The sequence below is a fragment of the Streptococcus sp. CF8_St5-11 genome (assembly GCF_024295625.1).
Classification (GTDB): Bacteria; Bacillota; Bacilli; order Lactobacillales; family Streptococcaceae; genus Streptococcus.
In genome coordinates, this window is record NZ_JANCOJ010000007.1 from 33195 (window position 1) to 50336 (window position 17142).

Consider the following 17142-nt stretch of genomic DNA (forward strand, 5'->3'; position numbering starts at 1 on the left):
GACATTTTTTGAAGAAAGAGTATAATGGTTTTTGTAATCGATTGCAAAAGGAGGAGTAATGCTCAAGTCTGAACGAAAACAATTTATCCTCGAAAAGGTATTAAAGGAAAAGTTTGTTTCCTTAGAAACCCTTGTGCAAGAGCTGGGAACGTCTGAATCAACCGTTCGTCGAGACTTGGATGAGCTAGAAGCTGAAAGCAAACTCCGCCGGGTTCACGGCGGTGCGGAAAGCCTGCATTTTCTTCAAGAGGAAGAAAGTAATAAAGAAAAATCTATCAAAAACATTCAAGTTAAGTCAAAAATTGCGGTAAAAGCAGCGGAGTTGATCAAAGATCATGATGTGATCTTTATCGATGCTGGGACGACTAATGAACTCTTGGTACAAGAAATTGTCAATCCAACGGTAACTGTGGTGACCAATTCGATTCACCATGCGACCAAGTTGGTCGAGCGAAATGTTCCGACGGTCATCATCGGTGGGAAGGTAAAATCTTCTACAGATGCTAGTATCGGAGGGATCGCGCTCAATCAAATCGGTCAGTTGAATTTTGACAAGGCCTTTCTTGGAATGAATGGAATCGATGATGAATTTTACAGCACTCCAGACCTGGAAGAAGGATCTGTCAAGCGTGCGATTATCGAAAATGCAAAAAAAACCTATATCCTAGCGGATGATTCAAAAATTGGAGTGACATCCTTTGTCAAAGTGGCTCCGATCAAGCGAGCCATGATTATCACCAATCAATGTGAACCGCAACGATTAAAGGTTTTAAAAGAAAAAACGGAGGTTATAGAGGTTTGATTTATACAGTAACACTGAATCCAGCCATTGACTACATTGTCCGTCTCGATCATGTAGAGACCGGGGCGGTCAATCGGATGGCTTCGGAAGATAAATTCGCCGGTGGTAAGGGAATCAATGTCAGTCGTGTCTTGAAGCGGCTCGATATTGAGAACACAGCGACTGGATTTATCGGTGGTTTCACAGGACGCTTCATCGAAGACGTACTGACTAGCGAAGCCATTTCAACCAACTTTGTGACAGTGGATCAGGATACCCGGATCAATGTCAAGATCAAAGCTGATCAAGAAACAGAGATCAACGGGAACGGTCCAGAAGTGACAGAAGCGCAGTTGCAAGAATTACTCAGCATCCTATCAAGCTTAACAGCAGATGATGTGGTAGTCTTTGCAGGATCTGCCCCATCTTCACTTGGAAATGCTGTTTACAAAGAATTGATCGCAGCAACTCGTGCGACAGGTGCACAAGTCGTTTGCGACTTTGAAGGGCAAACTTTGATTGATTCCTTGGAGTTTAATCCGCAATTGGTCAAACCAAACAACCATGAGTTGGGAGATATTTTTGGCGTTACCTTGACGGAATTGCCAGAAATCGAACGCTATGCCAAAGAAATCTTGGCCAAAGGAGCACAAAACGTCATTATTTCCATGGCAGGTGATGGTGCTCTCCTTGTCAGTCCAAGCGGTACTTACTTCGCAAAACCAATCAAAGGGCAAGTGAAGAATTCAGTCGGGGCTGGTGATTCCATGGTAGCAGGCTTCACTGGGAAGCTCGCAACGACAGGAGACGTCATCGAAGCCTTCAAATGGGGAGTGGCTTGTGGCACAGCGACCACCTTCTCAGATGATTTGGCGACAGCGGACTATATTAAAGAAACTTATGAAAAAGTAGAGGTAGAAAAACTATGAAAATTCAAGACGTTTTAAATAAAAACGTGATGTTGTTTGACCTTCAAGCAACAGATAAAGAAGGCGTGATCAATGAGATGATCCAATCGCTCGTTGACAATGGTGTGGTGACAGATTTTGAAACCTTCAAGACTGGGATTATGAACCGTGAAGCACAAACTTCAACTGGTTTGGGTGACGGAATTGCCATGCCGCACAGCAAAAATGAAGCAGTCAAAGAAGCAACGGTCTTGTTTGCAAAATCAAACAAGGGTGTGGACTATGCATCACTTGATGGCCAACCAACTGACTTGTTCTTCATGATCGCAGCTCCAGAAGGAGCAAATGACACTCACTTGGCAGCCCTTGCTGAATTGTCTAAGTACTTGATGAAACCAGGATTTGCGGACAAACTTCGCCAAGCAAGCACACCTGAGCAAGTGATCGCAGCCTTTGATGCGGAAGAGCAAGTAGCTGCAGCAGAAGAAGCGAAAAAAGCAGAAGCAGTCAAAGAAGCAGCTTCATCTGACAAACCTCTCATCGTTGCTGTTACAGCATGTACAACTGGTATCGCCCACACTTACATGGCAGAAGAAGCCCTCATCAAAAAAGGTGAAGAAATGGGTGTTACGGTCCGCGTTGAAACAAACGGTGCATCCGGTGTCGGCAACCGCTTGACAGCTGAAGAAATCGCCAAAGCTGAAGGAGTAATCATTGCAGCGGATAAAGCAGTTGAAACAGCTCGTTTTGACGGCAAAAAATTGATCTCTAAACCTGTTGCAGCTGGTATCCGTCAAACAGAAGAATTGATCCAAACCATCTTGGACGGCAAAGCAGATGTCTTCCACGCAGAAAATGCGGCAGAAGCAAGCGCTAGCCAAGAAAAATTGAGCTTAGGTGGAGCCTTCTACAAACACTTGATGAGTGGGGTTTCTCAAATGCTTCCATTCGTTATCGGTGGTGGGATCTTGATCGCCCTTGCCTTCTTGATCGACCAAATTCTTGGGGTGCCTCAAGATCAATTGTCTCAACTTGGTTCATACCATGAATTAGCAGCTCAATTTAAAACAATCGGTGGTGCAGCCTTTGGCTTCATGCTTCCTGTACTTGCAGGGTACATCGGATTCTCCATTGCTGAAAAACCTGGTTTTGTAGCAGGTTTCGTTGCTGGTTCCATTGCTAGCTCAGGTACAGCATTTGGTAACATCGCTTTCGGTGCTGCTAAAGGTGAATTGCCAGCCGCCGTATCATCTGGTTTCCTTGGAGCTTTGGTAGGTGGTTTCCTTGCGGGTGGAGTCGTTCTCTTCCTACGAAAAGCCCTTGCAGGCCTTCCACGTTCACTCGAAGGTATCCGCTCGATCCTTCTCTTGCCATTACTTGGTGTTGGTTTGACAGGATTCTTGATGTTCCTCATCAACATCCCAATGTCAGCGATCAATACATCTTTGAATAACTTCTTGACTAGCTTGTCAGGTAGCTCAGCAGTCCTTCTTGGTCTTCTTGTTGGTGGTATGATGGCTGTCGATATGGGTGGGCCAGTCAACAAAGCAGCTTATGTATTCGGTACAAGTACATTGACAGCTTCAGCCCTTACTAGTGGTGGTTCAACTGTTATGGCGGCCGTTATGGCAGCTGGTATGGTTCCTCCATTGGCAGTCTTTGTAGCAACTGTCTTGTTCAAAGACAAATTTACTGAAGAAGAACGCAACTCAGGTTTGACAAACATTATTATGGGACTCTCCTTCATCACAGAAGGTGCCATTCCATTCGGTGCAGCTGACCCAGCTCGTGCCATCCCAAGCTTCATCGCAGGTTCAGCTTTGACAGGTGCCCTTGTTGGTCTTGCTGGCTTGAAACTCATGGCTCCTCACGGAGGAATCTTCGTTATCGCCCTTACATCAAATCCACTTCTATACATCGTGTTCGTATTGATCGGTGCAGTCGTAAGTGGTATCTTGTTCGGATTGCTTCGCAAACCTAAAAACTAAATATGATTAAAAGGTTGGGAATGCCCAACCTTTTTTACTGCGCAAAAACACCAACTAGTGATGAAGTTGCTTATCTCTATAGATTTCGATATGATAGTAGAAAGCAATTTTTCTTGGAGGAATAATGAGAAAAATGAAGAAAGTTCTCATTTTGGGAATAACAGTAATTGCCTTATCAGGACTAGCAATCATCAGTTCTCAATATCCAAACTTGTTTTCTACTAATAGCCATACAACAAAGAAATCCGGTCGTAAGGAACAACAGTTAGAAGATGTAAAGAAGCACGGGAAAGAAATCGAAGATTTTGTAAAATCGTTAAGTCCTAAAGTTGAATCTGTCCAGATTGCTTGGGATGAAACGCAATGGGATGAGATAGGAAATGGTACGCCACAAGGAGGTGGCGAAATTGTTATGGTCTATGGAGAATTTAATCATATCCAAAATTCAAGTTGGAGTGTTTTGGTCTATTTAAAAGACGGTAAAAATGGCGAGAAAGATTTAATCGAAGGAATTGGTAGCGGTAGTCCACTTCGTGTAGAAGGAAAACTTTTTGACGAGTAGCCTTTTGAAAATTTTTAGCAATTTATTAGATTTATAATAGAAATGGGAAAAAGATAAATGAAAAAGAAATTAATCATTGCTGCTTCGTTAGTTCTAGCAATTGCAGTCGCTGTTTTTGGACTTTTTACCTATCAACACCACCAGAAACAAGAAAAAGCCAAACAAGAACGGGAGAATTACCAAAAATTATTTTTATATACAGGAAATGGAAAATTGATTCTTATAAATTTTTAAAGGACGGTCGAGGTGTTGCAGTTCATTGGAAGAGCCAGACAAAAGATGAAGATGATTTGGTATTAAAATATGGTTCTAAAGTTATCAGAAACTATTTTAATAAAATTCATGGAGCATCAAATGGGAATTACATTGTTAGAGAAAATGTGAAGCTTGATTCCTATAAGCCTAAAAAGATATCATCACAAAATAACTCAGAAAATTATTACACGTTATCAATTTATAAAGTAGCAAATAAGAAGTTAGAAGAATCAAAGGTAGATCTTTATAAGTTGTTTGCAAAATACAATTCCAATTATGTCCCAACAGCTATTGGAGCTATCACTGAAATGAACGGTAAATCTTACTTACCTATCTCTACATATGAAACTGGCCATGATCTTTCGTATCGAAAACAAGTTTGGCTAAACTTGGATACTAAAAATATAGAGTGGGAAGACCATAAAGAAGTCCAGAATACTGAGCTAGCTAGTGTAGATCTTGGTGAATTAGGAGATCGGTTGTCAGCTATGAATAGTAAATTAAATACAATTTCGTATTACGATTGGAAACATCAAAATCAAATCATGTTCAACAAAAAGTATTTAAAAGGTAGTATTATCGAAAGTTATTCTCCAAAAGTGTATCAATTATTGTCAGAAAAAGACTCTCAATTTTATATCCTATTAGACTCAAAACTTGAAGATGATAGAGTCTACGGCAATGTCCAACAGTTTATTGACTTGTACCAACTCTTTGTTCCTGCTAATACGAATCTCTATGAAGATATCACAATTCCAGCAGAATTAAGTAAAGATGGTCAGGTCCATCAGGTAAATAATAAAGAAGAATTTGAAGCTTATTATGATGCCCAGAAGGATAATGAACTGAACAAGCAACGTAGGGTGTTAGTGGAGCAAAACTAGTTATTTTCTTTTCTGACATCAATATCATCTAGTGATGTTGTTGCAATCTATTCATATTTCGATACAATTATTATAACTTTTCCTTATAAAGGAGAATGAAGCATGAAAAAAGGGAAACTGGTCATTCTTTTAGCTATTGCCTCTGTATTAGCAGGAGGTGTGATTATCGCTAGTCAAAAACAAAACATCTTTTCAAATGACACTCAACCAAGTAAGCAACTTAGTGCTAGAGAGAAACAATTGGCTTACTTAAAGAAACATGAAAAAGATATGACTGATTTTGTAAAATCGATGAGCCCGAAAGTTGATAGTGTCCAGTTTGATTGGGAGAGTATGGAAGTTGGTCAGGTAGGCAATGGGACACCTCAAGGCGGCGGCTATATGTTAACTCTTAGAGGAAAGGTGAATCAGAATGATCAAACGAAATTCATGGTTGGTTTTTCTTTAGATAATGCTAACAGCACACCAAAGGAATTTGGAATTTATGAGATGCAACCAGTAAGAATTTATAGGGATGGCGGTTGGTATTATTATGACTAAACGTCATTCAAAAGCCTTTATCTTGTTTTTTCGAGCATGACAAAAGGATAATAAGCCAAACAAGCTAATAATTAATCAGAATTCGTTATCCTCTGTCTAAAGAATGGTCGGGCTTCCCTGGCATTTTCTTCTTGTACCAACGAAAAAATCACTTCATTCGGCGTTGGTATCTTGAGCTGAATTATGATATAATAAGCCTATCGCATATTTTTAGGAGAATAAAAATGGATATTCAACGTGAAAAAGAATTTGTCAGCCAATACCACTATGACGCTCGTAATTTTGAGTGGGAAAAAGAAAATGGCATTCCCGAAACAAAAGTAGATGTAAACTTTCAATTAATCAATCGTGATCAACAACAAAACACAACGTCTTTGATTGTGATTTTGAGCTACATGATTGTATTTGACGGCTTTGTGATCAGTGGAACCATCACTCAAATTAACCACTTGTTTGGTCGTTATGTCAATGAACCAAGCGAATTCAGCAAAGATGAAGTGGAAGAATTGGCTCGCCCTTGCTTGAATATGCTCAACCGTTTGACTTATGAAGTCACAGAAATTGCCCTCGATTTACCGGGTATTAATTTGGAGTTTTAATCAATGAAATTAGCAGTGATCACGGATTCGTCTGCCTATTTACCGCAAGACGTGCTCCATCACGACGACTTATTTATTTTAGAGATCCCGATCTATATCGATGGAGAATCCTATGTGGAAGGGAAGAATCTGACACACGACGAGTTCTACCAAAAGATGGCTGCGTCTAAGGAATTACCAAAGACTAGCCAACCGAGTGTGGCAGCGTTAGAAGAGCTCTTATCTGGTTTGACAGCTAAAGGTTATACGCATGCTCTTGGTCTCTTCTTGTCATCAGGCATCTCTGGATTCTACCAAAATATCCAATATTTGAAGGACGAATTTGAAGGCTTAACCGTCGAATTTCCTGACTCAAAAATCACTAGCGCTCCATTAGGAATGATGGTAGAAGATTGCTTGAAATGGGCTGGTGAAGGTCGTTTGTTTGATGAGGTTGTGGCCAATGTCCAACACCAGATTGATGGGACCACTGCCTATATTATGGTCGATGATTTGAATCACTTGGTCAAGGGGGGACGTCTGTCAAATGGCGCTGCCATCATTGGCAATCTCTTGAGTATCAAGCCGATCCTTCACTTTAATGACCAAGGTGTCATCGAAGTTTTTGAAAAAGTCCGTACGGAAAAGAAAGCCATGAAACGCTTGGTGGAAATCGTTGATGAAGGACTCACCGGAGGGCATTACCAAGTCTTTATCATCCATGCTAATGTACCTGAAAAAGCCGAAGCGCTTCGTCAGATGTTGGTGGCTGAAGGAGTGGAAGGAGAAATTCCTTTTGCCACTTTTGGAGGCGTGATTGGGACGCACTTAGGCGACCATAGCTTAGCAGTTGGGTATATCCCTATCGTTTAAGGAGAATTCTATGTCAATTAAAGTCATTATTGCAGGTTTCAAGGGGAAAATGGGACAAGCAGCCTACCAGATGGTTTCTGAAGATCCTGAGCTAGAACTAGCTGGCTTGATCGATCCATTTACTGATGAGACAGAGGTTGCAGGGGTCCCTGTCTTTAACCGCAAAGAAGATATCGTGGGTCTTGAAGCAGATGTTTGGGTGGACTTTACCATGCCAAAGGTTGCTTACGAGAATACTCGCTTTGCAATTGAAAATGGCTTTGCGCCTGTTGTGGGAACGACTGGATTCACTCCTGAGCAGATCCAAGAATTGACAGAGCTTTCTCGTGAAAAGGATTTGGGTGGCTTGATTGCTCCGAACTTTGCTATTGGAGCTGTGCTCTTGATGCAATTTGCAGCGCAAGCGGCCAAGTATTTCCCAAATGTGGAAATCATCGAACTGCACCACGATAAGAAGAAAGATGCACCGAGTGGAACAGCGATTAAGACAGCTGAGCTGATCTCTGAGAAGCGCGAGAAAATCCAGCAAGGTGCAGCAGATGAAGAAGAGTTGATGCCTGGAGCAAGAGGGGCAGATTTTGAAGGGATGCGCATCCATTCGGTTCGATTGCCTGGCCTAGTGGCTCACCAAGAGGTGATTTTTGGTAGCCAAGGCGAAGGCTTGACTCTCCGTCATGATTCCTATGATCGTGTTTCCTTCATGACAGGAGTAAATCTAGGGATTAAAGAAGTTGTCAAGCGTCATGAGCTTGTCTATGGTTTGGAACACTTACTATGAGATTAAAAAAGATGCCTTCTGAGTTTCAGGAGGCTTTACCAATATTAGAGAAGATTAAAGCAGCTGGTTTTGAGGCCTATTTTGTGGGAGGATCTGTCCGAGATGCTCTCTTGGATCGTCCGATTCACGATGTCGATATCGCTTCCTCCTCCTATCCAGAGGAAACCAAGGCGATTTTTGATCGAACAGTAGATATCGGTATCGAACACGGGACCGTCTTGGTTCTTGAAAATGGTCAAGAATATGAAATTACGACCTTCCGGACGGAGGATGTCTATGTCGATTATCGCCGTCCGAGCTCGGTCTCTTTTGTCCGCTCACTAGAAGAAGATCTCAAGCGCCGCGATTTCACCGTCAATGCTTTCGCTTTAAATGAAAAGGGAGAAATTGTCGATCTCTTTCAAGGGTTAGCAGATTTAGAAAACAAGGTTCTTCGGGCGGTTGGACTTCCTCATGAACGCTTTCATGAAGATGCGCTCCGCATCATGCGAGGCTTTCGTTTTCAAGCCAGTCTTGGCTTTGAATTAGAAGCAGCAACCTTTGATGCTATGAAGGAGTGTGCTCCTTTGCTAGAGAAAATCTCTGTTGAGCGCACTTTCATCGAGTTTGATAAGCTCTTACTTTCTCCATATTGGAGACAAGGCTTGGAGGCCATGCTTTCAAGCAAAGCCTATCACTATCTACCAGAAATGAAGGATCGTAAAGAAGCACTTGAGCGTTTGTTTGACATAGAAATTGAATTTACCTTTTCAACTTCTGAGCAAGCTTGGGCTGCTCTGGTTTTAGCACTAGACATCCAAGACATTCAAAAATTCTTTAAGAAATGGAAGACCTCAAGAGACTTTGCCAAGACGGTGGAGCAGATCGTGGAGATTCTTAAGCTTAGAGAAAAAGGAAGTCTAGACAAGCGTGCATGTTACAAGTATGACAAGCGTTTGTTGCTACTAGCGGAAGAATTACGTGAGGCTTCTGAATTAAGCGTCGATTACCTAGCCATTGAGCGTGTCTATGATAGCTTGACTATTCATGATAAGCACGAAGTGGTGGTCAATGGTGGTATGCTGATCAAAGACTACGGCTTTCAACCAGGTCCAGCCTTAGGAGACATTTTGACAAAAATTGAATATGCCATCGTCGATGGGGAACTGGCCAATGAAAAAGAAGCCATCATTGCCTATATCCAGCAAGTAAAAGAGGAGGAAAAATGAGCGATTTTATTGTCGATAAATTAACCAAATCTGTCGGAGATAAGACCGTCTTTCGTGAGATTTCCTTTATTATTCACGACTTGGATCGGATCGGATTGATCGGGGTCAATGGGACTGGAAAAACTACTCTGTTAGATGTGTTGTCTGGTCGCTCTGGATTTGATGGAGATGTGAGTCCTTTTTCTGCCAAGAGTGATTATACGATTGGTTACTTGACGCAGGAGCCAGACTTTGATGATCATAAGACAGTTCTGGATACAGTATTGTCCAGTGATTTGCGTGAAATGCAGCTGATTCGTGATTATGAATTCTTGATGGCGGATTACCGAGAAGAGAACCAAGCACGTCTGGAAAAGGTGATGGCGGAGATGGATTCACTCAATGCTTGGGAAATCGAAAGTCAGGTCAAGACAGTCCTTTCGAAACTTGGGATTGAAGACTTGAATGCAAAAGTTGGGGATCTATCTGGAGGCTTGCGTCGACGGGTACAGCTGGCACAAGTTTTGCTGTCTCACCACGACCTGCTCTTGTTAGATGAGCCGACCAACCACCTAGATATTGATACCATCGAATGGCTGACCAATTTCTTGAAGAATTCTAAGAAAACCGTGCTCTTCATTACCCACGATCGTTATTTCTTGGATAATATTTCAACACGGATCTTTGAGTTGGATCGAGGTAGTTTGATTGAGTATCAAGGCAATTACCAGGATTATGTCCGCTTAAAGGCTGAGCAAGATGAGCGTGATGCAGCCCTTCTTCATAAGAAGCAGCAACTCTATAAGCAGGAGTTGACCTGGATGCGAAGACAACCCCAGGCGCGTGCGACCAAGCAACAGGCTCGGATCAATCGTTTCCATGATCTTAAGCAAGACTTGTCTGGTCAAAGCAACCAGACGGATTTGGCGATGAACTTTGAGACCAGCCGGATTGGAAAGAAAGTCATTGAGTTTAAAGATGTGAGTTTTGCTTTTGAAAACAAGCCGATTTTACAGGACTTTAACCTCTTGGTGCAAAACAAGGATCGCATCGGGATTGTCGGGGATAATGGCGTCGGGAAATCGACCCTGCTCAATTTGATCGCTGAGCGACTCCAGCCTCAGTCAGGGCAGGTTATCATTGGTGAAACCGTGAGGGTGGCTTATTTCTCTCAACAGATCGATGGCTTGGATGAGAGTAAGCGCGTGATTAATTTCTTGCAAGAAGTGGCTGAGGAAGTCAAGACGACTGTTGGAACAACTTCGATCGCTGATCTCTTGGAGCAATTTCTCTTCCCACGCTCTATGCATGGAACCTTGATCGAAAAACTCTCCGGTGGTGAGAAGAAGCGCCTCTTTCTCTTGAAACTCTTGATTGAAAAACCCAATGTGCTTCTCCTCGATGAGCCAACCAACGATTTAGATATCGCAACCTTGACGGTTTTGGAAAACTTCCTTAAAAACTTTGGAGGTCCCGTTATTACCGTTAGTCACGACCGTTATTTCCTAGATAAGGTCGCGAGTAAAATCCTGGCTTTTGAAAATGGGGGCATTCGTGAGTTCTTTGGCAATTATACGGATTATTTAGATGAAAAAGCCTTTGAAGCAGCCCAGGTATCGGCTAGTCAAAAGATTGAAAAAGAGAAACCTGTCAAGCCAAAAGAAGAGAAGAAGCGCATGAGCTACATGGAGAAGCAAGAGTGGGCAAGTATTGAGGCAGATATCGAAGCGATTGAAAATCGAATTGCAGAGATTGAAGTGGAGATGAATGACAACGGCTCTGACTTTGGCAAGTTGTCAGCCCTTCAAAAAGAACTAGATCAGGAAAACGAGCGTCTACTTGAAAAGTATGATCGTTATGATTACCTAAGTGAATTAGATGAATAAGGAGGCCCTATGAATCAATTGAATCGCATATCTCTTGGAATTTCAGCTACTATGTTTACCATTATTGGTATTGTCTTGTTTATCAATCCCATTGAGCACATCGGCTCTTTTAGCTGGTTGATCTCCTGTGGTTTCTTTTTAATCTCTTTTTCACGCTTCTCACGCTATTACCGATTGCGTCAGTCAGGTATTATCAAGCAGCAACAGCTCTTTCACAGTATGGTTGCCTTGGTGTTCGCGGTTTACTTGCTACTATATGGCTACAAGACCTTACCGATTGTCTTCCCAGTCACCTTAGGGATTTGGCTGATCTATCGCTCCGTTTTAAATTTCCGAAAAGCTAACTTCTATTCCAAGAAGATTGAAGAGCTTTCCAAGCGCTATATTTTCTTTGCCTTGGTACAGCTCTTTATCGGCTTGTTCTTAATTGTCAGTCCATTATCAATCAGTGCCATTCTCCTGAATATTATTGGTTTGATTTTCCTGCTTCTAGGACTTCAATCCTTTAGCCTCTTGTTAAAAAGTTAAGAAAAGTTACGTGCAAACCTTTGCATTTAACTGAAAGTCTGATATAATAGAACTGTAAGTGTTTACAAGTTTGAAAGGAGTTACAGATGTCTAAAAAAATTATCGGTATTGACCTTGGAGGAACTTCCATCAAGTTTGCTATCCTCACTTTAGATGGTGAAGTTCAAGAAAAATGGTCTATTAAAACAAATATTTTGGATGAAGGAAGTCATATTGTAGAGGATATGATCGAATCGATCGCTCATCGTTTGGAAATGCTTGGGCTTGATGCTTCTGAATTCCAAGGAATCGGAATGGGATCGCCTGGTGTTGTTGACCGTGAAAAAGGTGCAGTAATCGGGGCCTACAACTTGAACTGGAAGACCCTCCAACCAGTTAAAGAGAAGATCGAAAGTGCCCTTCATATTCCATTCTTCATTGATAACGATGCCAACGTTGCTGCTTTGGGTGAACGTTGGAAAGGGGCTGGTGAAAACCAACCAGATGTTGTCTTCATGACACTTGGTACAGGTGTTGGCGGTGGTATCGTCGCTGAAGGTCGTCTCTTGCACGGTGTGCGTGGAGCTGCTGGGGAACTTGGTCACATCACGGTTGACTTTGATGATCCAATCCAATGTACCTGTGGTAAAAAAGGCTGTCTTGAAACGGTTGCATCAGCAACAGGGATCGTCAACTTGACTCGTCGTTATGCAGATGAGTACGAAGGGGACTCTCAATTGAAAGTCTTGATCGACAATGGTGAAGAAGTGACAGCTAAAACGGTCTTTGATCTAGCAAAAGAGGGTGACGCTCTTGCTTTGATCGTTTATAAGAACTTCTCACGTTACCTTGGACTTGCTGCAGCCAATATTGGTTCAACCTTGAACCCGTCTAAGATCGTTATCGGTGGTGGGGTATCTGCTGCTGGAGACTTCCTCTTGGATGGTGTGCGCAAGGTCTTTGAAGAAAACTCATTCCCACAAGTACGTGAATCTACTCAATTGGCGCTTGCTACTTTGGGAAATGATGCGGGTGTCATCGGTGCCGCATCTCTAGTATTACAATAAGATTAAAAGGAGATTTGCCTCTCCTTTTTTCTTTATCCTGTGATATAATGAAAGCAATAGTAGATTAAAGGAGGAGATATGACAAAAGCAGATACCATTTTTAAAGAGTATATTCGGAAAATCATGGAAGAAGGTGTTTGGTCTGAACAGGCCCGACCTAAATACAAGGATGGTAGAACGGCCAACTCCAAATACATCACGGGTGCCTTTATGGAGTTTGATCTTGCAAAAGGCGAGTTTCCCATTACGACCCTTCGTCCCATCGCGATTAAATCAGCTATCAAAGAGATGCTCTGGATTTACCAAGACCAGTCCAATCGTTTAGATGTCTTAGAAGAAAAGTACAATGTCCATTATTGGAACGACTGGGAAGTGGGGGATAGTCAGACTATCGGTCAGCGCTATGGTGCGGTGGTCAAAAAGCATGACATTACCAATAAAATTCTCAAGCAATTAGAAGCCAATCCTTGGAATCGCCGCAATATTATCTCGCTTTGGGATTATGATGCCTTTGAAGAGACAGAAGGTCTTCTGCCATGTGCTTTTCAAACCATGTTTGACGTGCGTCGCGTGGATGGAGAAATCTATCTAGATGCGACCTTAACCCAGCGTTCTAATGATATGTTGGTGGCCCACCATATCAACGCCATGCAGTATGTAGCGCTACAGATGATGATTGCCAAGCACTTTGGCTGGAAGGTCGGAAAGTTCTTTTACTTCATTAATAATCTTCACATTTATGATAATCAATTTGAACAGGCTGAAGAGTTACTCCGTCGGGAGCCTTCAGATTGTCGGCCACACTTGGTTTTGAATGTACCAGATGGAACCAATTTCTTTGACATCAAACCAGAAGATTTTGAACTGGTCGATTATGATCCAGTGAAGCCACAATTGAAGTTCGATCTTGCCATTTAGTAATAAATCAAGGTTTTTTGATACCTTGATCAATTGGTAAAATCCTTTTAGAATTAAAACAATTTTAGCTAAAAATTTTTACTCATTTTTGAGTCAATATGTTTTGAAAATCGTTCGGTTTTTGTTAAAATAGATAAGGTTTGTAAAAACTAAACAATTTTAAAAAGAATGTTAATTTATAGATAAATATGGAGGTCCATTAGATGGGGAAAGACTTATTTAATGATCGTATTAGCAGATTCTCAATTCGTAAATTGAATGTGGGTGTTTGCTCTGTACTATTGGGAACACTTGTCATGGTTGGTACAGCCGCAAGTGCAGCCGCAGAAGAAAAGACAGATACGACAAGTGAAAGTGTAGCAGCAGTTGCAACAGCGTCAGAAGCGCCTGAAGCGTCAACAGCTACAGCAACTTCAGCAACATCAACAGCTGAAACAACTAGCACAGCTGCGACAACATATGAAGCAAGCCCGGCTGTTACTGCAGCAGCAACATCAACAGCACCTGCTTCAACTAGTGAAGCAAGTAGCACAAGTACAGCAGCTTCAGCAACATCTGCTACCTCAACTGCACCGGGAACATCAACCGCTGCAACACCAAAATTAGAAGCAACTACGCCAACAAACAAGGCAGCAGAAGTAACTGCAACAAGTACAGATAAAAAAGAAGAAGCAACTCTTTCAGCTGGACAAGGTGTAACAGCAAACAATACAGTAGCAACGGAAGAGACAGCCCAAACTTCTGGTAAAAAACGTAATCGTCGTGCCCTGGGTGATGCCAATGATCCAAGCTTAATCGGGGATGACGTTGAAGATGCAACTTCAACACCAAAAGTTGAAAAACCAGGCCTTACAACAAATATCGATGCTAAAGACATAGCCAGCCAAATCTCTTGGTTGGACTTTGGCGATACAGCCAACTGGACAGGGACTACTACAACATCAAAAGGTGAACTTGCTCTCCAAGTCGGCGCGACCTACACCAAGGAAATTATGCCGGGCTATGTGGTTACCATCAAAGTCAAGTCTTTGAAACCCTTCCAAGCGACAGAAATATACAAAAAACGCCTTGAAGAACGAGGAGCAACAGAAGCTGAAAAAGCGACCTATGACCCCAATGCTAGAAATGGTTATGTGAATGGAAATTTAAATCCGTTTACCTTGGCGGAATTTAATGCCGGTGAAGAAGCTAAGGTTATTGCTGAGCCTCAAAACCGTTGGACTGAAATTAAAAATGAGGGGATTGATACTGGTACAACTAAGAAAACTACTATTAGTTCAGAATTAACCGGTGGGAACATTGGGATCCAGTTTGAAGTTTCTGCGACCTTCCGTGGCAAAACCGTAAAACCTGCCATTGTCATGGCAGATGGTGAGTCAGCTAACCCTGGTGAATTGGTTCTGTTTACCACCAATGGTGAAGGATGGAAACATATAGGGGAATGGAAAAAATCGACTAGAAGATATAATGTAACCTACATTCCAGAAGATACAGACAAATTATTTGGTTCAAACCCTTCCACCAATGTAAACGGTATGAATTTCGCTAGAACTAATCTTGACCAACTTCGTAGAACAACTCAAGTTGGACCAGACAAAAAAGAGGTCGCTTGGAAGTATTTTGGAAGTGCTGATTTAACAACTGGAGGTCTCGGTACAGGTGTCTTCGGTCCAAATATTTCTGCAAATGATGTTGATGTTCCTCTTGTTATGACAAAGGGAGCTTCTGAAATCGGTCTTTACATCGCTTCAGGTGGTAAACAGTCTGCTATGCTAGGATTCTTCCCACTTGATGAAGGAGATGCGCCTGAATCATACGGTAAAGCTATTCATTCGATTGCAACTGTAGATGGAATTACTGGTAAGAAAGTGAACCAACCTTATCTCGGTCACTTGAGTCCTGATATGGATGAAAACAATACCCTTGATTGGACGGGTGATGACAAGGCGACCACTGCGGATGAAGGCATCGACCAATTACTTCCAAATGATCTCAAAGGAAAAACTAATGAGCTGATCAAGATGGACCGGACACGTCCAGGTAATTACACCATTTCAGTGGAAGCTCATACGGGTGGAGCAGCAAAAGCTAACATCTATGGTTGGATAGATTTCAACCAAAACGGAACCTTCGATGAAGATGAACGTTCTGATTTAACAACCATTACTCAAGATGGGACGGCTACGTTAAGCTTTACAAAGAGTAAAACCTATATTGATCCTAGTGTCAATGAATTGGGTGTTCGGATCCGTATCGCAAAGAATGATAAGGAGATTGAAAGCCCAACGGGTATGGCTTTCTCTGGTGAGGTTGAAGACTTTAAGACTCAAATCACCCACCCACCAAAAGGGGAGTTTAAAGAAACAACTGGCCCTCAAGGTGCAAAACAAACCGCTACTGTAGCCTTTACCGCTCGTGGTTTGCAAGGCTATAGCTTAACTGAGTCAGCAAAAATTGATGAAACAGTTGAACCTTACATTGTTGATTCTAATGGTAATAAAGCTACTTTGGATGCGGAAGGTTACTATGTCGTGCCAGGTCAAGGTAAATATAAGATTACAGCCAACGGTAAAGATGTAGATGTGGAATTCATCCCAGAAGATCACTTCCTTGGAACAGCTGATGGAATCTCTATCCGTCGTACAGACAGCAATGGCTACGATACGGGTTGGTCAACAAAATTCCCAGCTGACGAAGCCAATGTAGATACTGTTTTGAATACTATGGATGGTCTTTATATCCCAACTGTTACACCAACGGAAATTGAAGGGGTAGATAAGACTTCAACAGATGTCCAAGGTGCGACTCAAACTGGTACACCAACCTTTAACACAACTACAACGAATGCTAATGGCGAAAAGATCTCTGTCACTCCAAGCTTGGAATACCCTGCTAAATTGGTGGACCCAGCGACTGGTCAAGTAACCAATGCAACCTCTGTAACAGTAGCAGGTGAAGGAACTTACAGCATTGATGATGCTACTGGTAAAGTAACCTTTGTTCCAGAACCAGGATTCACAGGTACAGCTCAAGGTGTTACCGTATCTGTAACAGCTCCTGTCGGAAAAGATAAAGACGGAACCGTCCGTGATGAATACCTTAAGACAGCAACAGCTAAGTACACACCAACGGTTACTCCAATCACAGTGACTCCAACAGACAAGGTTTCTGAGGACATCCAAAACGTTCCACAAACCCAAACACCAACCTTTGATTTGAGTAACGACAAGACTGCTGAAATCACTAGCAAGAAATTGGTGGATCCAGCAACTGGTCAACCAACTGATGAAACAACTGTAACAGTAGCAGGAGAAGGTAGCTATACAATCGATCCTACTACAGGAGCGGTGACCTTCACACCTGAAAAAGACTTTGTTGGTACTGCAAAAGGAGTAACTGTTCAGGCAACTGCTACTATTACAAATGGTAA

Annotated in this window: 16 protein-coding genes; all 16 read left to right on the plus strand. The window is 42.1% G+C overall.

Translation table 11 applies throughout. The features are described 5' to 3' along the window. The first annotated feature begins 58 nt into the window (after positions 1–58). Positions 59–802 (plus strand): DeoR/GlpR family DNA-binding transcription regulator, encoded by a 744-nt coding sequence (locus NMM13_RS09815; RefSeq protein WP_003001800.1) that lies wholly within the window; start codon positions 59–61, stop codon positions 800–802. Continuing rightward, positions 799–1710, plus strand: coding sequence for a 1-phosphofructokinase (gene pfkB, locus NMM13_RS09820; RefSeq protein WP_223324671.1), 912 nt, complete (start codon positions 799–801; stop codon positions 1708–1710). The genes NMM13_RS09815 and pfkB overlap by 4 nt, the downstream gene beginning before the upstream one ends. Beyond that, positions 1707–3677: a fructose-specific PTS transporter subunit EIIC gene (locus NMM13_RS09825; protein WP_254728230.1), complete on the plus strand. Its 1971-nt coding sequence runs from the start codon at positions 1707–1709 to the stop codon at positions 3675–3677. The genes pfkB and NMM13_RS09825 overlap by 4 nt, the downstream gene beginning before the upstream one ends. A gap of 124 nt (positions 3678–3801) precedes the next feature. Then, a complete protein-coding gene (locus NMM13_RS09830) occupies positions 3802–4239 on the plus strand; it encodes a hypothetical protein (RefSeq protein ID WP_254728228.1) in 438 nt (145 codons plus the stop codon). A 57-nt stretch (positions 4240–4296) separates the two neighbouring features. Continuing rightward, complete coding sequence (locus tag NMM13_RS09835) at positions 4297–4473, plus strand: hypothetical protein (protein WP_254728226.1); 177 nt, start codon at positions 4297–4299, stop codon at positions 4471–4473. A gap of 56 nt (positions 4474–4529) precedes the next feature. Beyond that, positions 4530–5378 carry a hypothetical protein gene (locus NMM13_RS09840; protein WP_254728224.1) on the plus strand — a complete coding sequence of 283 codons (849 nt, stop codon included), beginning with the start codon at positions 4530–4532 and terminating at the stop codon, positions 5376–5378. A gap of 102 nt (positions 5379–5480) precedes the next feature. Next, complete coding sequence (locus NMM13_RS09845; protein WP_254728222.1) at positions 5481–5918, plus strand: hypothetical protein; 438 nt, start codon at positions 5481–5483, stop codon at positions 5916–5918. 224 nt (positions 5919–6142) lie between these two features. Beyond that, positions 6143–6517, plus strand: a complete 375-nt coding sequence (locus tag NMM13_RS09850) for a DUF1149 family protein (protein WP_254728220.1) — start codon at positions 6143–6145, stop codon at positions 6515–6517. 3 nt (positions 6518–6520) lie between these two features. Continuing rightward, on the plus strand, positions 6521–7369 hold the full coding sequence (locus NMM13_RS09855; protein ID WP_254728218.1) for a DegV family protein: 849 nt from the start codon (positions 6521–6523) through the stop codon (positions 7367–7369). Positions 7370–7379: 10 nt separating this feature from the next. Then, a complete protein-coding gene (dapB, locus tag NMM13_RS09860; protein ID WP_254728216.1) occupies positions 7380–8147 on the plus strand; it encodes a 4-hydroxy-tetrahydrodipicolinate reductase in 768 nt (255 codons plus the stop codon). Continuing rightward, a complete protein-coding gene (locus NMM13_RS09865) occupies positions 8144–9355 on the plus strand; it encodes a CCA tRNA nucleotidyltransferase (protein ID WP_254728214.1) in 1212 nt (403 codons plus the stop codon). Before dapB ends, NMM13_RS09865 begins: the two co-directional genes overlap by 4 nt. Beyond that, the gene (locus NMM13_RS09870) at positions 9352–11220 is read left to right on the plus strand and encodes an ABC-F family ATP-binding cassette domain-containing protein (protein WP_254728213.1); all 1869 of its coding nucleotides are present in this window, start codon (positions 9352–9354) and stop codon (positions 11218–11220) included. Before NMM13_RS09865 ends, NMM13_RS09870 begins: the two co-directional genes overlap by 4 nt. Positions 11221–11229: 9 nt before the next feature. Next, the gene (locus tag NMM13_RS09875; RefSeq protein ID WP_254728212.1) at positions 11230–11748 is read left to right on the plus strand and encodes a hypothetical protein; all 519 of its coding nucleotides are present in this window, start codon (positions 11230–11232) and stop codon (positions 11746–11748) included. Positions 11749–11834: 86 nt separating this feature from the next. Beyond that, positions 11835–12794, plus strand: a complete 960-nt coding sequence (locus NMM13_RS09880; RefSeq protein WP_254728211.1) for an ROK family glucokinase — start codon at positions 11835–11837, stop codon at positions 12792–12794. A gap of 78 nt (positions 12795–12872) precedes the next feature. Beyond that, positions 12873–13712: a thymidylate synthase gene (locus NMM13_RS09885; RefSeq protein WP_195189985.1), complete on the plus strand. Its 840-nt coding sequence runs from the start codon at positions 12873–12875 to the stop codon at positions 13710–13712. Between the two features lie 203 nt (positions 13713–13915). Beyond that, the coding region (locus NMM13_RS09890) for a CshA/CshB family fibrillar adhesin-related protein (RefSeq protein WP_254734722.1) at positions 13916–17142 on the plus strand (3227 nt) is incomplete at its 3' end.

Excerpts from the sequence above, each read along its gene's own strand:
- NMM13_RS09815 (WP_003001800.1), top strand. The coding sequence starts at position 59 with ATGCTCAAGTCTGAACGAAAACAATTTATCCTCGAAAAGGTATTAAAG.
- NMM13_RS09825 (WP_254728230.1), top strand. The coding sequence starts at position 1,707 with ATGAAAATTCAAGACGTTTTAAATAAAAACGTGATGTTGTTTGACCTT.
- NMM13_RS09830 (WP_254728228.1), top strand. The coding sequence starts at position 3,802 with ATGAGAAAAATGAAGAAAGTTCTCATTTTGGGAATAACAGTAATTGCC.
- NMM13_RS09835 (WP_254728226.1), top strand. The coding sequence starts at position 4,297 with ATGAAAAAGAAATTAATCATTGCTGCTTCGTTAGTTCTAGCAATTGCA.
- NMM13_RS09845 (WP_254728222.1), top strand. The coding sequence starts at position 5,481 with ATGAAAAAAGGGAAACTGGTCATTCTTTTAGCTATTGCCTCTGTATTA.
- NMM13_RS09850 (WP_254728220.1), top strand. The coding sequence starts at position 6,143 with ATGGATATTCAACGTGAAAAAGAATTTGTCAGCCAATACCACTATGAC.
- NMM13_RS09855 (WP_254728218.1), top strand. The coding sequence starts at position 6,521 with ATGAAATTAGCAGTGATCACGGATTCGTCTGCCTATTTACCGCAAGAC.
- dapB (WP_254728216.1), top strand. The coding sequence starts at position 7,380 with ATGTCAATTAAAGTCATTATTGCAGGTTTCAAGGGGAAAATGGGACAA.
- NMM13_RS09865 (WP_254728214.1), top strand. The coding sequence starts at position 8,144 with ATGAGATTAAAAAAGATGCCTTCTGAGTTTCAGGAGGCTTTACCAATA.
- NMM13_RS09870 (WP_254728213.1), top strand. The coding sequence starts at position 9,352 with ATGAGCGATTTTATTGTCGATAAATTAACCAAATCTGTCGGAGATAAG.
- NMM13_RS09875 (WP_254728212.1), top strand. The coding sequence starts at position 11,230 with ATGAATCAATTGAATCGCATATCTCTTGGAATTTCAGCTACTATGTTT.
- NMM13_RS09880 (WP_254728211.1), top strand. The coding sequence starts at position 11,835 with ATGTCTAAAAAAATTATCGGTATTGACCTTGGAGGAACTTCCATCAAG.
- NMM13_RS09885 (WP_195189985.1), top strand. The coding sequence starts at position 12,873 with ATGACAAAAGCAGATACCATTTTTAAAGAGTATATTCGGAAAATCATG.